General features: G+C 45.4%; 17 protein-coding genes and 4 tRNA genes. 14 read left to right on the forward strand and 7 right to left on the reverse strand.

The window, feature by feature from the left end; genetic code table 11:
- Positions 1–6 precede the first annotated feature (6 nt).
- Positions 7–1,227 (reverse strand): putative manganese transporter, encoded by a 1,221-nt coding sequence (locus ACJB0T_RS07670; RefSeq protein WP_479289480.1) that lies wholly within the window; start codon positions 1,225–1,227, stop codon positions 7–9.
- 228 nt (positions 1,228–1,455) lie between these two features.
- Here ACJB0T_RS07670 and ACJB0T_RS07675 point away from each other — a divergent pair, with 228 nt between their 5' ends.
- The 3 genes from ACJB0T_RS07675 (at position 1,456) to ACJB0T_RS07685 (ending at position 3,506) form a co-directional block, all read left to right on the forward strand.
- Positions 1,456–2,361: a manganese-dependent inorganic pyrophosphatase gene (locus tag ACJB0T_RS07675; RefSeq protein ID WP_112462057.1), complete on the forward strand. Its 906-nt coding sequence runs from the start codon at positions 1,456–1,458 to the stop codon at positions 2,359–2,361.
- A gap of 123 nt (positions 2,362–2,484) precedes the next feature.
- A complete protein-coding gene (locus ACJB0T_RS07680; protein ID WP_479289482.1) occupies positions 2,485–2,871 on the forward strand; it encodes a DUF2750 domain-containing protein in 387 nt (128 codons plus the stop codon).
- A 101-nt stretch (positions 2,872–2,972) separates the two neighbouring features.
- Positions 2,973–3,506, forward strand: coding sequence for a phosphatase PAP2 family protein (locus ACJB0T_RS07685; protein ID WP_479289484.1), 534 nt, complete (start codon positions 2,973–2,975; stop codon positions 3,504–3,506).
- A 67-nt stretch (positions 3,507–3,573) separates the two neighbouring features.
- On the opposite strand, the gene ACJB0T_RS07690 is transcribed toward ACJB0T_RS07685, so the two are convergent.
- Both ACJB0T_RS07690 and efpL read right to left on the reverse strand, forming a co-directional pair.
- A complete protein-coding gene (locus tag ACJB0T_RS07690; RefSeq protein ID WP_479289486.1) occupies positions 3,574–3,891 on the reverse strand; it encodes an HI1450 family dsDNA-mimic protein in 318 nt (105 codons plus the stop codon).
- Positions 3,892–3,894: 3 nt separating this feature from the next.
- Positions 3,895–4,461, reverse strand: coding sequence for an elongation factor P-like protein EfpL (efpL, locus tag ACJB0T_RS07695; RefSeq protein WP_128648540.1), 567 nt, complete (start codon positions 4,459–4,461; stop codon positions 3,895–3,897).
- A 159-nt stretch (positions 4,462–4,620) separates the two neighbouring features.
- Here efpL and ACJB0T_RS07700 point away from each other — a divergent pair, with 159 nt between their 5' ends.
- Entirely contained in the window at positions 4,621–5,400 is a 780-nt protein-coding gene (locus ACJB0T_RS07700; protein ID WP_479289488.1) for a nucleotidyltransferase family protein, read from the forward strand.
- A 270-nt stretch (positions 5,401–5,670) separates the two neighbouring features.
- Here the strand turns inward: ACJB0T_RS07700 and ACJB0T_RS07705 are convergent, their stop codons facing one another.
- The 3 genes from ACJB0T_RS07705 to ACJB0T_RS07715 form a co-directional block, all read right to left on the reverse strand.
- Positions 5,671–5,892 carry a siderophore-interacting protein gene (locus tag ACJB0T_RS07705; RefSeq protein WP_479289490.1) on the reverse strand — a complete coding sequence of 74 codons (222 nt, stop codon included), beginning with the start codon at positions 5,890–5,892 and terminating at the stop codon, positions 5,671–5,673.
- A gap of 147 nt (positions 5,893–6,039) precedes the next feature.
- On the reverse strand, positions 6,040–7,344 hold the full coding sequence (locus ACJB0T_RS07710) for an FAD-binding oxidoreductase (RefSeq protein ID WP_479289492.1): 1,305 nt from the start codon (positions 7,342–7,344) through the stop codon (positions 6,040–6,042).
- A 37-nt stretch (positions 7,345–7,381) separates the two neighbouring features.
- Complete coding sequence (locus ACJB0T_RS07715) at positions 7,382–7,849, reverse strand: DUF4405 domain-containing protein (protein WP_479289493.1); 468 nt, start codon at positions 7,847–7,849, stop codon at positions 7,382–7,384.
- Positions 7,850–8,068: 219 nt separating this feature from the next.
- Between ACJB0T_RS07715 and ACJB0T_RS07720 the strand changes: the two genes are divergently transcribed.
- Complete coding sequence (locus tag ACJB0T_RS07720; RefSeq protein ID WP_495292917.1) at positions 8,069–8,311, forward strand: MarR family transcriptional regulator; 243 nt, start codon at positions 8,069–8,071, stop codon at positions 8,309–8,311.
- A complete protein-coding gene (locus tag ACJB0T_RS07725; RefSeq protein WP_495292918.1) occupies positions 8,236–8,439 on the forward strand; it encodes a winged helix DNA-binding protein in 204 nt (67 codons plus the stop codon). The genes ACJB0T_RS07720 and ACJB0T_RS07725 overlap by 76 nt, the downstream gene beginning before the upstream one ends.
- A 475-nt stretch (positions 8,440–8,914) precedes the next feature.
- On the opposite strand, the gene ACJB0T_RS07730 is transcribed toward ACJB0T_RS07725, so the two are convergent.
- Positions 8,915–11,293, reverse strand: coding sequence for a DNA polymerase II (locus ACJB0T_RS07730; protein ID WP_479289499.1), 2,379 nt, complete (start codon positions 11,291–11,293; stop codon positions 8,915–8,917).
- 486 nt (positions 11,294–11,779) lie between these two features.
- Between ACJB0T_RS07730 and uvrY the strand changes: the two genes are divergently transcribed.
- The 8 genes from uvrY to ACJB0T_RS07770 all read left to right on the forward strand — a co-directional run bounded on the left by uvrY (position 11,780) and on the right by ACJB0T_RS07770 (position 16,622).
- Complete coding sequence (uvrY, locus tag ACJB0T_RS07735; protein WP_006075673.1) at positions 11,780–12,424, forward strand: UvrY/SirA/GacA family response regulator transcription factor; 645 nt, start codon at positions 11,780–11,782, stop codon at positions 12,422–12,424.
- Positions 12,425–12,437: 13 nt separating this feature from the next.
- Entirely contained in the window at positions 12,438–14,273 is a 1,836-nt protein-coding gene (uvrC, locus tag ACJB0T_RS07740) for an excinuclease ABC subunit UvrC (protein WP_479289501.1), read from the forward strand.
- 48 nt (positions 14,274–14,321) lie between these two features.
- Complete coding sequence (gene pgsA, locus ACJB0T_RS07745) at positions 14,322–14,876, forward strand: CDP-diacylglycerol--glycerol-3-phosphate 3-phosphatidyltransferase (RefSeq protein WP_042499384.1); 555 nt, start codon at positions 14,322–14,324, stop codon at positions 14,874–14,876.
- Positions 14,877–15,222: 346 nt separating this feature from the next.
- Positions 15,223–15,296, forward strand: a tRNA-Cys gene (locus ACJB0T_RS07750).
- An 18-nt stretch (positions 15,297–15,314) separates the two neighbouring features.
- Positions 15,315–15,390 (forward strand) — tRNA-Gly (locus ACJB0T_RS07755).
- Between the two features lie 64 nt (positions 15,391–15,454).
- Positions 15,455–15,541 (forward strand) — tRNA-Leu (locus ACJB0T_RS07760).
- 26 nt (positions 15,542–15,567) lie between these two features.
- Positions 15,568–15,643, forward strand: a tRNA-Gly gene (locus ACJB0T_RS07765).
- 256 nt (positions 15,644–15,899) lie between these two features.
- Entirely contained in the window at positions 15,900–16,622 is a 723-nt protein-coding gene (locus ACJB0T_RS07770) for a riboflavin synthase subunit alpha (protein ID WP_479289504.1), read from the forward strand.
- The last annotated feature ends 494 nt before the right edge of the window (positions 16,623–17,116 follow it).

A 17,116-nucleotide genomic window follows, 5' to 3' on the forward strand; every position in this document is an offset into this window, starting at 1 on the left:
GCGCGGTTAGGCTTCAAATAGCCAGAAATAACCATACCCTACAATGAGTGCTGGTAGTGCAGAGTAAAAGGTCGCTACTAGTGCTGCTTTGGGTGCCAGTGCAATCGCAGGGAACAAAGCATCACCATCATTAGAAAGCGCATTTGATATTTGCGCAGACAATGGCATAACGCCGCCAAGATATAAGCTGGTCATCAATATTTGCGGACCACAACCAGGCAGCAAGCCCACAAGCATACCGATCAACGGCATGTAGACGCCGTATCCAGATAGCGAACTCGCCATATCGATATGGGCGAAGTGAATCGATAGTTCGAAAGCGAGAAAAGCCACGATTACCCAAGCACTAACAAAGTGCGTATCTTGTGCCGCTTTTTGCATTGGGTGTGAGGTAGGGCGTTTGTCATCTTCGGCTACAGCACTCTGATAATCTTTGATCTCCTTAGTGAACGCCCACAGAAACATCATCACGACAGCGAGTACCGCACCGACCCATTCAATCGTGCCCTCTGAGAGCCTGAGAACTTCATTGACATCAATTTGAAATGACATAGCGAAGGCAATCACAACGGTTGGCACGATGAGCCAGGTCCAAAACAGTCCCTGTAGATTGATGGCTCTGTGCTGCAAAGGCGTCGCTGCGTTTTGAGAGCAACAATCAATACTTGCCGCCAGACTGCGGACGATATTACTCATTTTGCTTTCTGGGTTAGGCCTTAGGAAGTCGTTGGCGTGAATGCGATTGACGATGAAACCTGTGATGGCTCCCACAACAACGCCAAGTGCCATCATTCCAAGTCCAACACTTGGCTGACTGGCTATCAATAAGAACGCGGCATCGCCCATAGTGGCGGTGAGTACGGCAACCACTGAGCCAAACCCCACCCGGCCAGCAACAAACTGAGTGGTGACGATGATGGCGCCTCCACAGCCTGGAAGGGCGCCGAGCAGTGAAGACATCAATACTTGGTAGGTGGGTGATTGATGATAAAGTTCCACCATTCGGTGCTGACTGGAAACCATGCGGGCGACTTGGTGGTAGATGACTAAGGTGAAAGCCACATACGTTGATACTGCCCAGAATGCATCCGCAAGGGCATTCATGGTAACGTCACGCGTTTCGCCTGTTATGAGTAGCAGCGTCAATGCGATAGGGAGAATCAAGCGTTTATACTTAGGCTTGAATTGGTCAATGCTGAGACCATTGACGACAGTAGAGTTTGTCATGTGAAGCATAACTTTAACCGATTGCAAATGAGAACTGTTTTCAAGTATATATAGATGATAATAATTCTCAATGTCATTTGTGGCTTTTATTTACATTCTGTGAGAGGGAAGAATCCCGCTAATCGCACATCAACCGATGACAAATCGAGAAAATCAGGTAAAGTATCGCCCCTGTGAGAGTAATACAGGCGAACTCGCCTGAATGATCAGAATTAGTTAGGAAGCAAAATGATTTTAGTTGTCGGTCATAAAAACCCAGATAGTGATAGCATTTGTGGTGCACTTGTTGCCGCAGAACTTCTAAAGGCTCGTGGTCTTGAAGCGACGCCAGTTCGTCAAGGCGAGATTAACCGTGAGACGCAACACATTCTTGCAACAGCAGGCGTTGACCAACCAGAACTACGCACAAGCGTTGCTGGTGAAAAAGTGTGGCTAGTAGACTACACCGATCTAGCGCAAGCACCAGACGATATCAACGAAGCAGAAATCCTAGGTATTGTTGACCACCACCGTCTAGGTGATGTGATGACAGTAAACCCTCTTGAAGCTTGGATCTGGCCTGTAGGTTGTACTTGTACCATCCTATTTAACCTATTCAAGATGGAGCAAGCAGAAATCACTCGCCCACTAGCGGTTCTAATGATGTCTGCAATCCTATCTGACACAGTAGGTTTCGCATCTCCAACTTGTACTCAAAAAGACAAAGATGCGGTTCTAGAGCTAGCACAAATCGCTGGTGTTGAAGATCTAGACGCGTTCATCAAAGATCTACTGATCGCTAAAACAAACATCGAAGGTCTATCTGCTGCCGAGCTAGTAGAAAAAGATCTTAAAGCGTACCCATTCAATGGTCGTGATGTGGTTGTTGGTCAGGTTGAACTTGCGACACTTGAGCAAGTTGATGGCATGATCGAAGCACTAGAAGCTGACCTAACTCGCCGCTGCGAAGAAGAAGGCCTGGCTTTCGCTGCTGTGATGCTAACTGACATCACAACAGCTCAAACTCGTCTAATCTACAAAGGTGAGTGGGCTGAGAAACTGGTTAAGCATGAGAAAGACGGCATGCTTATGATGGAAAATACACTAAGCCGTAAGAAGCAAGGCTGGCCTTGGCTTCAAAACGAGCTAGTGTAACGTTTCACTAAGTCTTACCAAGCCCTAGTTACCTTGACTGAACGTCATAGGTGCTGGGGCTTTTTAATTCCGCTATTCTAAAGTTAATCTTTAGAGCTACAAATAATCAAAAGGCGCGCTGCAATGGCATTAGAACAACATCAAATCGATGAGATCTCTCGTTACGATGAAGAGAAGAGACTGAAGTACAGTGTGAAAACCATGGTGCAAGAACGTCAAATCTGGATCCTGACTGACGAACACGGCTGCGTGATGCTTAACACAGAAGATGAAGATTGTGTGCCAGTATGGCCGAATCAAGAGTTTGCGGAGCAATGGGCGACAGGTGAGTGGGATAACTGCAAAGCCGAAGCGATTTCATTGAACAAGTGGCATAGTCGCTGGACGCATGGCCTAGAAGAGGATGAGCTTGCCGTGGTTGTATTTCCGAATCAAAACGAGGAAGGCGTGGTGCTATTCCCAGACGAGTTTGATTTTGAGCTGAAGAAACAGGCTAGCAAAACTCGTTAATCGCTGCGTACAGTTTAGCGTAAACAGACATTTCATCCAGTAGGCAGAAAAACAAACATAAGGTAAACTTATCATCCCTTTATTTCTGCTTACTGTTTGTTATGTCGCGACTTTTTCTACTTATCTCTAGTTTAGTATTTACCTCCTTCAGTCATGCTTCGAACAAAGAAGCGTGGGATACGTTCAGCGACATTGGCGCTTATGGTCTTGTGGGACTGGCCGCAGCAATGCCCGCCTATCAAAAAGATTGGGAAGGGGTTTGGCAAGCTGGCCTGAGTATCGGCACTGCTTCAGCCATTGGCCTTATCGGCAAACATACCATTGACGCGCCGCGCCCAGATGGCAGCGACAACAAGAGCTTCCCTTCGAACCACACCGCGAACGCCTTTGCATCCGCAACAACACTCTATATCCGTCAAGGATGGCAAGTCGGCCTTCCTGCTTATGGTATGGCAGCTATGGTTGGGGTTGGGCGTGTGCAAGCGGATAAGCACTATTGGCGGGACGTAGCGGCGGGTGCTGCCCTTGGCGTCTTGACGGGCTGGGTATTCACCGACAAGTTAGATGAGAATCTTCAGGTGATTCCTTATGCAAGTTCGCGTTCAGCAGGCGTGTCATTGACGTACGTTTGGTAGCACTACTGTTTTACGGCAAACAATAAAAAGCCCAGCATAGCTAGGCTTTAAGCGATTCGTGGTAGCGTTAGTCACGCTTCCAAAGGATATGGCAGAACTTATTGTCAGGATCACGGCTTACCAGTAAGCGCGCAAACACATCATCTAAGATATCGTCTTCTTCGTTCACAAGACCAATGCGGATTTCTGCATAGCTCTCATCAACGTCAAAGCCAACGTGCTCCACCCAATCTGCGCCAGTTTCAACAATCTCCGCTGCACCGCGATCATCGAATTGCGCAGTGAAAAGGATAACGTCGGCTGCTTCCAGATTATCTGGTGCCATCTCTAGGAAGATATCGTATGCCGCTTCAATCACGTCATCGTATGAAATCAGTTCTGACATAACTTACGCTCGGTTCATGTATTTGCGTTCTGCAGTGTTGATCACTACGCGGTCACCCTGTGCAATGTACTCAGGTACTTGCACTGTCAGGCCTGTTGATAGACGTGCTGGCTTAGTGCGAGCAGACGCTGAAGCACCTTTGATTGAAGGGTCAGTTTCTTCGATCACTAGCTCAACAGACGATGGTAGCTCAAGGCCAACCGCACTGCCGTTAACTAGGATAACTTGAACACCTTGTGTGTCTTCGTTGATGAACAACAGGTCATCTTCGATTTCATCGTGCTTGAACGTGAACTGGCTGTAGTCTTCGTTATCCATGAAGATGTACTCATCGCCATCAACGTAAGAGAAAGTCACGTTGCGCTTGTTCATTTCTACCGTTTCAAGCGTGTCATCTGATTTGAAACGCTCATCAACTCTAGAGCCTGTTGCTAAATCAGTACAACGTAGCTTGTAGATCTTTGCTCCGCCACGGCCACCAGGAGTGGTGACTTCGATATCTTTGATTAGCAACGTTTTGCCATTTGACTCAATCGCAAAACCTTTTTTAAGCTCACTTGCCTTAGGCATGGAATATTTCCTTCGTTTTTTGTTTAGACAGTCAATTATACGTTCGAAATCTAGGTTTGCTCAAGAAGGGAATGACGTCTCAAGCACGACAATTCAACGTTGAATCCCAAAATCGGCAATCGTAGAATAGGGAAACAATCAAATCGGCCAAGTAACGACGTGCAAACCCAAGTATCAACCCAATTGCCAATTCACCATTCCATTCCTCAGCCAAGCTATGTACCGGTCATCGAAGATCTGATAGCGTGCTTAAAATCGGGACTGAAAGAGAGCCTGCATAGCGTTTATGTTTATGGGTCAGTGGCGAATGGCACCGCGATACCAAATGTATCGAATCTTGATGTGGTGTTGGTCACTCATACGCCTTTCTCGGCGAGTCAAAAGTCATTGTTCAACTCGATCAACTGGCGATTTCAAAAAGACTTTCCTTTTGTTAAAGGGCTTGCCATTCGTACAGCTCTAGTGAGTGAAGTAGCGTCACTCTCTGCTTTGTTTACTTGGGGCTTTTTGCTCAAGCAGTGCTGCACTAATGTCTATGGCGAGGATTTATCAGAGTGCTTTGGTGATTACGTGCCGAGCTGGGAAATTGCCAAGCAGTGGAACATGGATATCGAGCAAAGCGCTGCCATACTCAGAAAGGAAGTCGCCTTGGCAGAAGATGCGACTTCGCAAGTCGATGCTCAGCGTAGGCTGGCAAAAAAGCTACTTAGAGCGGCCTATGGTTTAGTGCTTCATAGAACCAAGCGCTGGTTAGATGACCCTTCGGAAAGTGGTCGAGTATTTCTTGAGTACTACCCACAGCGCGAGAAAACCGTTGAACGCCTCGGTATTTTGCTTGGTAGACGGGTCATACCAAAACGCTCGGTTGTAGGCCTTGTGGATGACTTTACTCCCTGGCTTGTCAAAGAGTATCAAAGGACCGAGTTTAAGATTGGTTGAATGAGCGCTATCATTTGGACAAAGGTATCGGAAGACAATAAAGTTTGTCACTTCTGCTCTGTCAGTTCACCTGACCGAGATTTATGTGAACCGGCTATATCAAACACGCCTTTGCCCCGAAGTTTGTTATGACTCACATCTGTACATGGAAACTTGAAGGGACATATCTTAGTTTTTCTAACATCCAGATACGACAAGAGCCACTAGAAGTGGCTCTGTTACGCGCTACCTGCGGTCAATACTCGATGAGCGGAAGAGAACAGGGCTATTTTAATTCATCTGTCTACGAGTGGAGCCGAAGCCAATCTCTGTTCCACCATCGGTAGTAAACAACAGTTTGACGTATTTTCCTGCACATTTTTCAGGGAAGTGTGCCACTGCTTTCCCTTGTAGTGTGATGCGCTGCATATTGGCGGTGATCTGTGTTGAGGCAATGACTTTAAACAGTTTAGGTGGAGACTTCTTTTTTGGGGTCGATTTCTTTTTCTGCATATTCGTCTTCCGATTATTGGTTACAGCTTTATTCTTGGTTGATTCACGTGAATAAAGTATTGGTTAAGCAGGTTAAGTTATTGAAACTTGCTCTGAGTAAATTACTGTAGTGTTTGATTTTATAAATTTTAAAAACACCAATGGGATTTACATTGAAGGCAACTCAAGCACCACATCGCTCGTTGGTTTAGCGCTGCACGCTAAAACGTAGCCCTGTTCTAGCTCATCTTCAGACAATGTTAGGGTACTGTTAGGTTCTACGCTTCCTTTGGTCACTTTGCATTTACATGCCCCGCATACGCCGGAGCGGCACTCTGTGACTATAGTAACGTTAGCGGCTTCGATAGCATCGAGTAAGGTATTGGTATGATCAATTTCAACAGTTTGGTTTGAGTGTAATAGCGAGACACGATACTGTTGACGCTGTTGATGTGAATCTTGAGCCACTGGTGACTCGCCAAAGCTCTCTTGATGAAAATGCTGCATATTGAAATTTCGATCTTGTAAGCACTCCTTGAGTAAAACCATGAAAGGTGTTGGTCCACATGTAAATACAGTACGGCCAGTTAAATCTGGTAAGTGCTGACTTAACATCTCATCGGACAATAGTCCATATTCATAACCATTTGCTTTTTCTTCAGAAAGAGCCGTCACCGCTGTAAAATTTGAGTGAGTGATTGACAATTGTTTGATCTCATCACGATAAATTAAGTCTTGTGTACTTTTGGCAAAATGGATGAACTTAATATGAGCATCTGTATTGTTATCGAGCAAGTAGCGAGTCATAGACATGATCGGAGTAATACCACATCCTGCACTTATCATAACAACCTTGTGGGTTGGCTTACATGCTTGCAAGTTAAACAGCCCCATGGGTTTTGATAGTTCTAACGGCATGCCCGCGCGTAAGTTATCAAGCAAATAGTTAGACACTAAACCATCATTAACCCGTTTTACGGTAATCGAAATTTCGCCTGTGCGTGAGGGTGTTGAGGACAATGAATATGCGCGGCGGTGGTTAGTGCCATCAATGTTGATAGTGACCATCACAAATTGTCCAGCTACGTACTGCATTGTACTGTTGGGGAAATAAAAAGTGGCTACATCTCTCGTCTCTTCAACTCGCTTACTACAAACTAATTCTGTTGATGAAGAAAGACGTGTTGGAGCCGCGTTTTTATTCAACTTACTCGCAATAAAAGTACCTGTTTTTAATATCAATAAGCAGAGAAAGGCGGGTATTAACGTTAGCATGGTGACTTTTAACATAGGCATGAACAATAGCTTAATACCCGAGACTGGTTCAGACTCCTCATGAGGAGGTTGTGGGTTGGCGTTGATGGCTGAAGCCCAATCGGTCAATGACAAGCTCCACAACAGCGCGCATACTCCCAATGAGACTGAGAAAATTATCGCGCTTCGAGATTTCCAACGGTAAGTTAAGTAATTCATTATACTTTTTCTTCCTTTACATATGAGCTTTTGACGGCTACTGACGTTTGAACATTTTTTTGGTCATCGCTGTGATCCAATCCCAGTGCAGCGCCAAGTGAATACCTAGCATAGGGAGCAAGAGATTACTTAGGTCATGGTGGATTTCTGACCAGAACGGTGTAATTTCAAGGGGAATATTAAGTTGTGGAAACATCACAACGGAGATCAAAAAGCCACTTATTGTGACCATGAGCATTGCGAGATAGAAAATAAAATCCCAAATGGCATTGAACCGTGATTTGGTATTGAGTCGTCGGGCAAAGTTCTGTGGTAAGGTTTTTATCCAATCCCAATGCAACAATATATGAATAACCAAGGGAATAATAAACAGCAGGCTCCCCCATTCATGAATTGCGAGTCCAGTCGTCTGAGGAACACAGACTAAAACAAACCCAACCAACAGCAAAGCATCCATAACGTAACGGGCTTTGCTTAAATTTTTCTTCCAATTATTGTCTGGCATCAAATTTTCCTACTCAAGTAGCTCTATTGCTGTAATACTTCCTACCTGCTAGGTAGCACAAACAGTGAATAACTCTTGGTCGCCTTCTCTCACTATTTACGGTGGAAACCATAGCAATTTAGATGACCTTATCAACTATATTTACATGAATTTACAATGGACAAAAATATTGAAATGCGTGATGCCATATGGGAATTAATACGCACCTTTAAATACAGTATGAAACATGCGGTAAAGACCGGAAGGTTGGAGATTAGCTCTGTTCATGTAAGTGTTGTACACACGATAGAGTTGACCAATAACTGTACAGCTAACGACGTGAGCATGCTGCTACAAGTGGACAAAGCACAAATTGCCCGTGTTGTGAAAGAACTGATTGAGCAAGAATGGATAGTTCGAGCCCCCACCAAACAGATGGCCGCAGTCGGGTATTGCAACTCACGTCATCTGGAAAGGCCTTGATAAAAAAAGTTCACAAGATTGAAGGCGAAGTATTCCAGGTGATGACTCAATGCGTGAGCGCAGAAGAAGCTGCTGTGTTTATGAACGTCGTTAAGAAAATGAGCCAAAGCTTAATGATGGCTAAATAGCTCTCTTTTTACGGAATAGTAAATTTCGTCTTAAACTAATGGCTTTTCTTTACCTCTAGTAATCGGTGAATTACTAATTTAGCAAAACCACTGGCAAACTTTTGTCCAGAACCTTCGTGACGGGTACTTCTAGCTCAGAAATGCCCCGTTTCGTGTTTCAAAGCACCGCCAAATTACCGTCATCCCCTTGAAAAAGGGGATCTCATTCAGCGCGTCGCGAAGCTGATTTACGTGCCTTAGTCGAACTTTTTCAGTTACCTACATGCGGTAGGAGATCCTCACTTTCGTGAGGATGACGGCTACTTGGGGCATGTTAAATACGAACGGACGTAGACTATTTATGTCCAAAAGCGTTTCAGAAAATGATCAAACTTTAGCTTTCAATAGCCTAATAATTTCTTGAAAAAGCGCGTTTCCGATTAAAGTTTGTTGTCCTTCGGTAAAATGCTATTGTCGGTTGAACAAAACCTAGCAGTTAGAACAGCCCCATTTGCGGCGCACTCAAATCATCGAAGTTCATACCAATGAACGGCAAGATAGCCTCCGCAACAGGCCTTAACTGTTTATCAATGTAGTGTTGATAGTCGATGGGTGAGCGTTGATACTCTTTTGGCTCTGGCCCATTTACAGTAATAACATACTCGATGCGCCCACGATTTTGATATTGTAACGGGCGTCCCAACTGTTGGTTGATTTCATCGGCCATTCTAGCTGCTCGTACTTGCGGCGGCACATTCTTCTGATATTCGTGCAGCTTTCTGCGTAATCTTTTCTGATAAACCAACTGCGTATCATGCTCACCCCGAAGCGTCGACTCGACAAACTCGCGAACATAGTCTGCGGGATCTTGATGGTTAAACACCATCATATAAAGCCTTTGCTGAAACTCCTGTGACAGTGCCGTCCAATCGGTACGCGCACTTTCCAACCCTTTAAAGATGAGCCGTGCATTATCACCTTCGCCGATGAGGCCAGCGTAGCGCTTCTTAGAGCCGGTTTCCGAACCGCGTATGGTCGGCATTAAAAACCGCTGATAATGTGTCTCGTACTCAAGCTCCAAGATGGAAGTTAAGTTGTATTCCTGCTCTAGGTGTTCAGTCCACCACTGGTTGATGGACGCCACCAACTCGTTACCCACCTTGTCAGCTTGTTCCGGGCTAAAAGCCGCATTTAATGACACGAAAGTAGAGTCAGTATCACCATAAATCACCTGATAGCCTTTTGCTTCAATCAGTTTCTTGGTGGTTTTCATGATTTCGTGTCCACGCATTGTGATGGAAGAGGCCAGTCTAGTATCGAAAAAGCGGCAGCCTGATGAGCCTAGCACACCATAAAATGAGTTCATGATGATCTTAATAGCCTGGGAAAACGCCTTTTCATTGTTGATTTTTGCGACATCACGCGCCTTCCATAATTCTTGAATTAAATTTGGAAGAAAATGCTGCTTTCTATGGAACTGACCTCCTCTAAATCCTGCGACAGCTTGGTCGTCCTCTTTGCCAATCTCTAGCTTCAAGCCTTCAATTAAGCCCATTGGATCAATCAAAAATGAGCGGATAATCGAAGGATATAGGCTCTTAAAGTCGAGAACTAACACCGAATCATACAGACCGGGTATAGAATCCATCACATAACCGCCGGGGCTTGCCACCCAGTTCTCAGGATGTAAATTAGGGGCAGCGTAGTGAGCGCGGTGCAATCTAGGTAAGTAAAGATTGGTAAAAGCCGCCACTGAGCCACCGACGCGGTCGAGTTCCACCCCAGTCAGTTTGGTGCGTTCAATGGCAAACTGTAGCAGGTGGGTGTGGTCGAAAATACGATTCACCAGCACACAGTCTTGCAAGTTGTACTTGGCAAGCGAGGGCTTGTCTCTACGGAACATAGCGTTGATTTCATCCATGCGATCATGCACATTGTGGATGGCTTTGCCTTCGCCGAGCAGTTCCTGAGACACGGACTCAAGTGACCAAGAACGAAAGTTATAGGTCGCAGTTTTAAGGGTATCTATTCCATCTAACACCACCCTACCTGGCATAGTGATAAAGCTTTGCTGGCTAGAGGGAAGTGTACGGAAGTAGATTTTTTGTGTATTGCGTCCAAGCGAGAGTACAACGTTATTAAACTCAGCCCGCTTGTTGAGCAGTTTGAAGTCGAAATCGATAACACTCCAGCCGACGACAACGTCTGGATCATACGCCTGAAACCAATCATTAAGCGCCAAAAGCAGAGATCTCTCGTCGCTAACCCATTGGGTAGGTGTTTCACACGCTTGTGGCTCACCAATCATAATGACGCGGCTGTCGCTTGGGCTATCAAGACCGATGGAATAGAGCACGCCTTTTTCAGAGCATTCAATATCGAGCGAAACAACGTTGAGGTGAGGTTGGTAATCGTGAGCCTTACACTTAGCTTCCGTAATACGCAGAAATTGATTGGGCAGGCCCGGATTGATGGTCTCAGTGCGACCGGCAACGGCTAGGCTTCCTTGGATGTAGCGCTCCATTAAGAATCGGTCTGCAAGCTTTATATCGGCCTCTAACACCAGTATCTCGGCAGCTATCAGCTTTTCATTTAACTGGCGGGCATTGGCAATGGAATCGCAATAAACGGCAATCAGAGCTTGGCCGTCGAAGCTACTCATCTCTATTGGGTTAAAGGTAATCGCAAGGCCTGAATCTTGAGATACTTTCTGCACGCGCTTTTTATCGTCAATAGGCACGAAAAAGACTGGTTTTTGTCCTTCAATGAGAACTTGCGTGGGCCCTTTAGGGGTTGATAGCCAGAGCTCGATCTGTGGCCCAAAACGCGTATCCCGTGCTTGGCGGGTCAACAGAAAACCTTGATGAATGTCCAAATGAAGCAAATTCCTACATGATTCGCGGTGAGTTGAGTAAATTTTGTGCAAAATCTTTACTCAATGATAGTTCTGGGTGATAGACAAGTGTAACAAAGCTCCCACTGAAGCCAAAATTTCTCAAAATGAGTTAAAATTTAGTAGCATTAGTGGACGTATAGAATAGTGATTTATATCGATATTTTGCAATTATGTAGCGGATGGCGTGATAGAGGTTTCATAGTGGCTTAACGGCGATTTATGCCCATAAATCGGGGGGTTACGTTAGAGATAACTAATGGTTGTATGATTTGTAACCTGATGATTTTAAAGTTTTTATGATTGACGACGTCGAATCTTCGTCGTAATGTGTTTCGCAAACTATGCGCCCGTGCACGATTTGTATGGGAGCTTTTAAACGTAAGATGAGGTATGATAGTCAGCCATGCTGCTATCCACTAACCTCAAGTGGTCGCAGAGCCAATAGATAAGTGTGGAGATACAAGTTTGATTAATGTTTTCCTTGTAGATGATCACGAACTGGTTCGCACAGGGATACGACGTATTATTGAAGACGTCCGTGGAATGAATGTGGCAGGGGAAGCTGACAGTGGTGAAGAAGCCGTAAAATGGTGTCGTAGCAACCATGTTGACGTCATTTTAATGGATATGAATATGCCTGGTATTGGTGGGCTTGAAGCGACAAAAAAGATCCTTCGCCACAATCCAGACATTAAGATCATCGTGTTAACCGTGCATACGGAAAACCCATTTCCGACAAAAGTTATGCAGGCAGGTGCCGCAGGCTACCTGACCAAGGGCGCTGCGCCTGATGAAATGGTGAATGCCATTCGTCTTGTTAACAGCGGCCAGCGTTACATCTCTCCTGAGATTGCTCAGCAGATGGCGCTTAGCCAATTTTCATCGGCATCAGAAAACCCGTTCAAAGATCTCTCTGAACGTGAACTTCAGATCATGATGATGATTACCAAAGGCCAAAAGGTCACGGATATCTCAGAGCAATTGAGCTTGAGTCCGAAAACCGTGAATAGCTATAGATATCGACTGTTCAGTAAGCTTGATATCAACGGTGATGTTGAACTGACCCACTTAGCGATTCGACATGGAATGCTAGATACTGAGACCCTATAGTTGAGACAGTATCGTGTCGGAACCCATTTTTGACTCAACATCCTTTCTCAAAACCGTAACTAACCAACCCGGCGTCTACCGTATGTATGACGCCGAGTCGGTCGTTATCTACGTTGGTAAAGCCAAAGACCTCAAAAAGCGCCTTTCTAGCTACTTCCGCAAGCGAGTCGATAGTGAGAAAACCCGCGCGCTGGTCAGCAACATTCACAAAATTGATGTTACGGTAACGCACACCGAAACCGAAGCGCTGATCCTAGAGCACAATTACATCAAGCAGTACCTTCCTAAATATAACGTATTGCTTCGAGATGATAAGTCGTATCCGTATATCTTCCTTTCTGGCCATAAACATCCAAGGCTCTCCATGCATCGGGGGGCAAGACGGAAAAAAGGCGAGTACTTCGGCCCATATCCAGACTCCGGAGCCGTGAGGCAAACTCTGCACTTGCTACAAAGGATTTTCCCGGTTCGTCAGTGTGAAGATTCTGTTTATGCTAATCGAAGTCGACCGTGTTTGATGTATCAAATTGGTCGCTGTGCAGGGCCGTGTGTCAGCTCTATTATCTCAGATGATGAGTACGATGAATTGGTTGGTTTACTGCGTCTATTTTTACAAGGCAAAGACAAAAACGTAGTGCAGATGCTGGTGGAGAAGATGGATGAGGCGAGTCGCAATCTAGCCTTTGAACAAGCCGCTAAGTACCGCGATCAGATCCAAGCCATCCGACGTGTACAAGAGCAGCAATTTGTCTCTGAAGACAGTGACGATGACATGGATGTACTGGGTTTTGCTCAGGAAAATGGTGTGGCTTGTGTCCATATCTTGATGATTCGCCAAGGTAAAATCTTAGGCAGCCGTAGCCATTTTCCTAAGATCCCAAATAATACAGAGCAAGCTGAAGTCTTTTACAGCTTCTTGGGTCAGTATTACCTTAATCATTCTGAATCACGAACGATTCCAACGCGGATCATTCTGAATGACGGTTTGGTTGAAGACGTCAATGACATGTCGAAGGCCCTGACTGAAATTGCCGGTCGCAAGGTTTTATTCCATATCAACCCAACTGGCGCGCGAGGTCGATACCTTAAACTATCGAACACCAATGCACTTACGGCGATCACCACTAAGATCAACCATAAAATGACGATCAATCAGCGTTTCAAAGCCCTTCAAGAGGCGTTGAGCATTGAGAATATCAGTCGTATGGAGTGTTTCGATATCAGTCATACCATGGGTGAGAACACCATTGCTTCTTGTGTCGTGTTTAATCAAGAAGGGCCTGTAAAGCAAGAATACCGCCGCTACAATATTACAGGCATTACTGGCGGAGACGACTACGCCGCAATGGGGCAAGTTCTTGAGCGTCGCTACTCGAAGCAGATTGATGTCGACAAAATCCCAGATATTATCTTTATCGATGGTGGTAAAGGGCAACTCAATCGCGCTGTCGATATTGTCTCGGAATATTGGGACGATTGGCCAAAGCGTCCGCTATTGATGGGTATTGCGAAAGGTGTGACCCGTAAACCGGGTTTGGAAACCTTAATTACCCCAGAAGGGCGTGAGTTTAATTTGCCGAGTGATGCTCCCGCGCTGCACCTTATTCAACATATTCGGGACGAGAGCCATAACCATGCGATTGCTGGACATAGGGCAAAACGCGCTAAAGCACGTCGAACGAGTCCGTTAGAAGGTATTGAAGGTATTGGCCCCAAACGCCGTCAGTCACTGCTGAAATACATGGGTGGTCTTCAAGAGCTGAAACGTGCAAGTGTCGAAGAAATCGCCAAAGTACCAGGAATTAGCAAATCTTTGGCAGAAAACATCTATCAAGCATTGAAACAGTGATGAAAATCCCGCAACATAAACAGGCAGTAAAATAGAGCCGATAATAATATGCGTTTAAACATCCCTAACATTCTGTCTTTGTTGAGATTATTTCTCATCCCCGTGTTCGTCGTTGCATTCTATCTTCCGTATAGTTGGGCGCCGTTTGCCGCCGCTATGATTTTTTGGGTGGCAGGCTTCACTGACTGGCTCGATGGGATGTTAGCGAGAAAGCTTGGGCAAACGTCCCGCTTTGGCGCTTTCATTGATCCGGTAGCTGATAAAGTCTTAGTAGCCACCGCACTCATTCTTATCACTGAACATTACCATTCCATTTGGGTCACCATTCCTGCTGTGACCATGATTGCCCGAGAAATTATTATTTCAGCACTGCGTGAGTGGATGGCCGAGATTGGCAAGCGAGCGAGCGTGGCTGTGTCTTGGGTGGGCAAGGTCAAAACCGTTTCTCAAATGTTTGCACTCTGGGTTCTTATTTGGCGTTATGACGATTGGATGATTTGGGTAGGTTATGTGGCGCTGTATGTCGCAACTGTTTTGACTTACTGGTCAATGATGCAATACCTAGCGGCGGCAAAAGACGATTTGCTTAACGCAGATAAGTAGTTAGCGGATTTCCAGAACAGTATTTAGTACTAAGGCGAGCATTAAGCTCGCCTTTTTGCTTTTTAGCTCAGTTCAAAATTTGTAAGAGTAGGTGCTAGAAGGCGGCTTATACCAAACGTCGCGGCTAGGTGTCTTTTGGTAAGTTGACAAGTTTTCTAGACCTAAATGTGCATGTTTTTGCTAGAAAATTGAGCAAATTAGCGGTTTTTGGGTATTTCTTGGTCAAACGATTCAAAATATCAAAAAACGTGTTGACTCATTTTCCTGATTGCGTAAAATGCCTCCCGTACTCAAGAGGAACTGCTTAAAACGAAAGTTAAGAGCGAGACTTCAAGAGGAACAAGAAGGCGCCTTGGCAGAGTGGCTATGCAGCGGATTGCAAATCCGTGGACCTCGGTTCGACTCCGGGAGGCGCCTCCATTCTCTCTTTGAGAATATGCGACACTAGCTCAGTTGGTAGAGCGCAACCTTGCCAAGGTTGAGGTCACGAGTTCGAACCTCGTGTGTCGCTCCAAATATAGTGATATGGCCTAGAAGGCGGTATCAAGATGGTGTCTCCATCGCAAAGGATTTTGCGTGCCCTGGTGGTGGAATTGGTAGACACAAGGGATTTAAAATCCCTCGACGTTCGCGTTGTGCCGGTTCAAGTCCGGCCCGGGGCACCATCTCAAATTTAGTCTGAAAAGACAATGCGACACTAGCTCAGTTGGTAGAGCGCAACCTTGCCAAGGTTGAGGTCACGAGTTCGAACCTCGTGTGTCGCTCCAAACACTAAGACCCCAGCAGAAATGCTGGGGTTTTCTTGTTTTTAGCAATGTATATCAGTCTCGCTTGAGGTTTTAATTTGGGAATGAGGTGAACCTCGTGCCCGCATCCGGTCGAGTCGCTCCAAACACTAAAACCTCAGCAGAAATGTTGGGTTTTTTTCGTTCTGGTACTTTTCAACTTTTAGCCTTTATCTTACTGATTCTTTTTGCAATGATGTCCGTACTAAAAGCACTCCAATTGTGAATCGAGGCCTCTATGTTTACCGGTATTATTCAATCCGTCGCCACCATTGATAAAATCACAGATCTCAATGGTATCCGTACTTTTGAAATTGACTTCGAAGCAGGCTTTTGTGTCGATGTTGAAATTGGCGCTAGTATTGCTGTGGATGGTGTCTGTTTAACGGTAACCGAGATCCAAACCGACAAGCGTTTGTCGTTCGATGTGATGTTGCAGAGCCTCAATATCACCACGCTAAGTTCATTTGAACAAGGGCAAGTCATCAATGTTGAGCGTGCAGCTAAAGACGGTGCCGAAATTGGTGGTCACCCTCTATCAGGGCATGTGGACTTTAAAACGCCTCTAGTGGCGGTGGAGCAACAAGAAGACAACTATCGCATCAAGTTTCAATTGCCAAAAGAGTGGAAGCCGTATGTGTTCCCTAAGGGTTATATCGCAATCAATGGCGCGAGTTTGACGGTGTCTGAGGTTGATAAGCAAGAGGGCTGGTTCGACGTTTGGCTTATCCCAGAGACTCGTCGCATGACAACCTTCGAGGGCAAGGGCGTGGGCGATGACGTCAATATCGAGATTGAACGCGGCACGCAAGTTATCGTCGACACGGTGAGAGACACTATCGCTGACACATTAGGGCCGCTATTACCTATGTTTGAAAAGTTCTTAGAACAGAATGGCGTGGATGTAGACACCATTGGCCAAGCCACCACTAAGAGCTTGAGTGATAAGAAAGAACAGTAAAAATGTTTCGAAAATCCGCCTCAATTGAGGCGGATTTTTTATGGTAGCGGTTTGATATCGTTAACAATTGCTTTATAAATTGAGCAACATTATCTACCGATAAAACGGTTGCGATGATAATGAGTTCTATGTTATTTTCCCGCCCAATCTCGGAATGAATCTGGGGGATACGCGTCGTAACCATTCAAGCTGATTGTGATACGACGTAGGGTAGGTACTGATTATGCCAATAATCAGTAGACGGGATACTGATGCCTAGATGGGCATATTAATGGGAAACCCAACATTGAAACACATTAACTCTCACTCAAAAATCAGCTTTGTACTTCCAAACTGTGTATTACGCGTAAACCGTAGCATCACAGAACCTTGATCCGCAATATCGATCCCTTTTGCTAACGCGTTTGCGTTAGGCTTTGTCACATCTGTCATTCAGGTGGGGCTCGTTTTGTTGTTCGCGCAATAACCAAATTTGTGCGCGTAAAATCAGGTTA

The sequence above is a fragment of the Vibrio sp. CB1-5 genome (assembly GCF_059412285.1).

What these genes read in the sequence shown, in the direction of transcription:
- ACJB0T_RS07670 (WP_479289480.1), bottom strand. Translation starts at nt 1,227, where the DNA reads ATGACAAACTCTACTGTCGTCAATGGTCTCAGCATTGACCAATTCAAG.
- ACJB0T_RS07675 (WP_112462057.1), top strand. Translation starts at nt 1,456, where the DNA reads ATGATTTTAGTTGTCGGTCATAAAAACCCAGATAGTGATAGCATTTGT.
- ACJB0T_RS07680 (WP_479289482.1), top strand. Translation starts at nt 2,485, where the DNA reads ATGGCATTAGAACAACATCAAATCGATGAGATCTCTCGTTACGATGAA.
- ACJB0T_RS07685 (WP_479289484.1), top strand. Translation starts at nt 2,973, where the DNA reads ATGTCGCGACTTTTTCTACTTATCTCTAGTTTAGTATTTACCTCCTTC.
- ACJB0T_RS07690 (WP_479289486.1), bottom strand. Translation starts at nt 3,891, where the DNA reads ATGTCAGAACTGATTTCATACGATGACGTGATTGAAGCGGCATACGAT.
- efpL (WP_128648540.1), bottom strand. Translation starts at nt 4,461, where the DNA reads ATGCCTAAGGCAAGTGAGCTTAAAAAAGGTTTTGCGATTGAGTCAAAT.
- ACJB0T_RS07705 (WP_479289490.1), bottom strand. Translation starts at nt 5,892, where the DNA reads ATGCAGAAAAAGAAATCGACCCCAAAAAAGAAGTCTCCACCTAAACTG.
- ACJB0T_RS07710 (WP_479289492.1), bottom strand. Translation starts at nt 7,344, where the DNA reads ATGAATTACTTAACTTACCGTTGGAAATCTCGAAGCGCGATAATTTTC.
- ACJB0T_RS07715 (WP_479289493.1), bottom strand. Translation starts at nt 7,849, where the DNA reads ATGCCAGACAATAATTGGAAGAAAAATTTAAGCAAAGCCCGTTACGTT.
- ACJB0T_RS07720 (WP_495292917.1), top strand. Translation starts at nt 8,069, where the DNA reads ATGAAACATGCGGTAAAGACCGGAAGGTTGGAGATTAGCTCTGTTCAT.
- ACJB0T_RS07725 (WP_495292918.1), top strand. Translation starts at nt 8,236, where the DNA reads ATGGATAGTTCGAGCCCCCACCAAACAGATGGCCGCAGTCGGGTATTG.
- pgsA (WP_042499384.1), top strand. Translation starts at nt 14,322, where the DNA reads ATGCGTTTAAACATCCCTAACATTCTGTCTTTGTTGAGATTATTTCTC.
- ACJB0T_RS07770 (WP_479289504.1), top strand. Translation starts at nt 15,900, where the DNA reads ATGTTTACCGGTATTATTCAATCCGTCGCCACCATTGATAAAATCACA.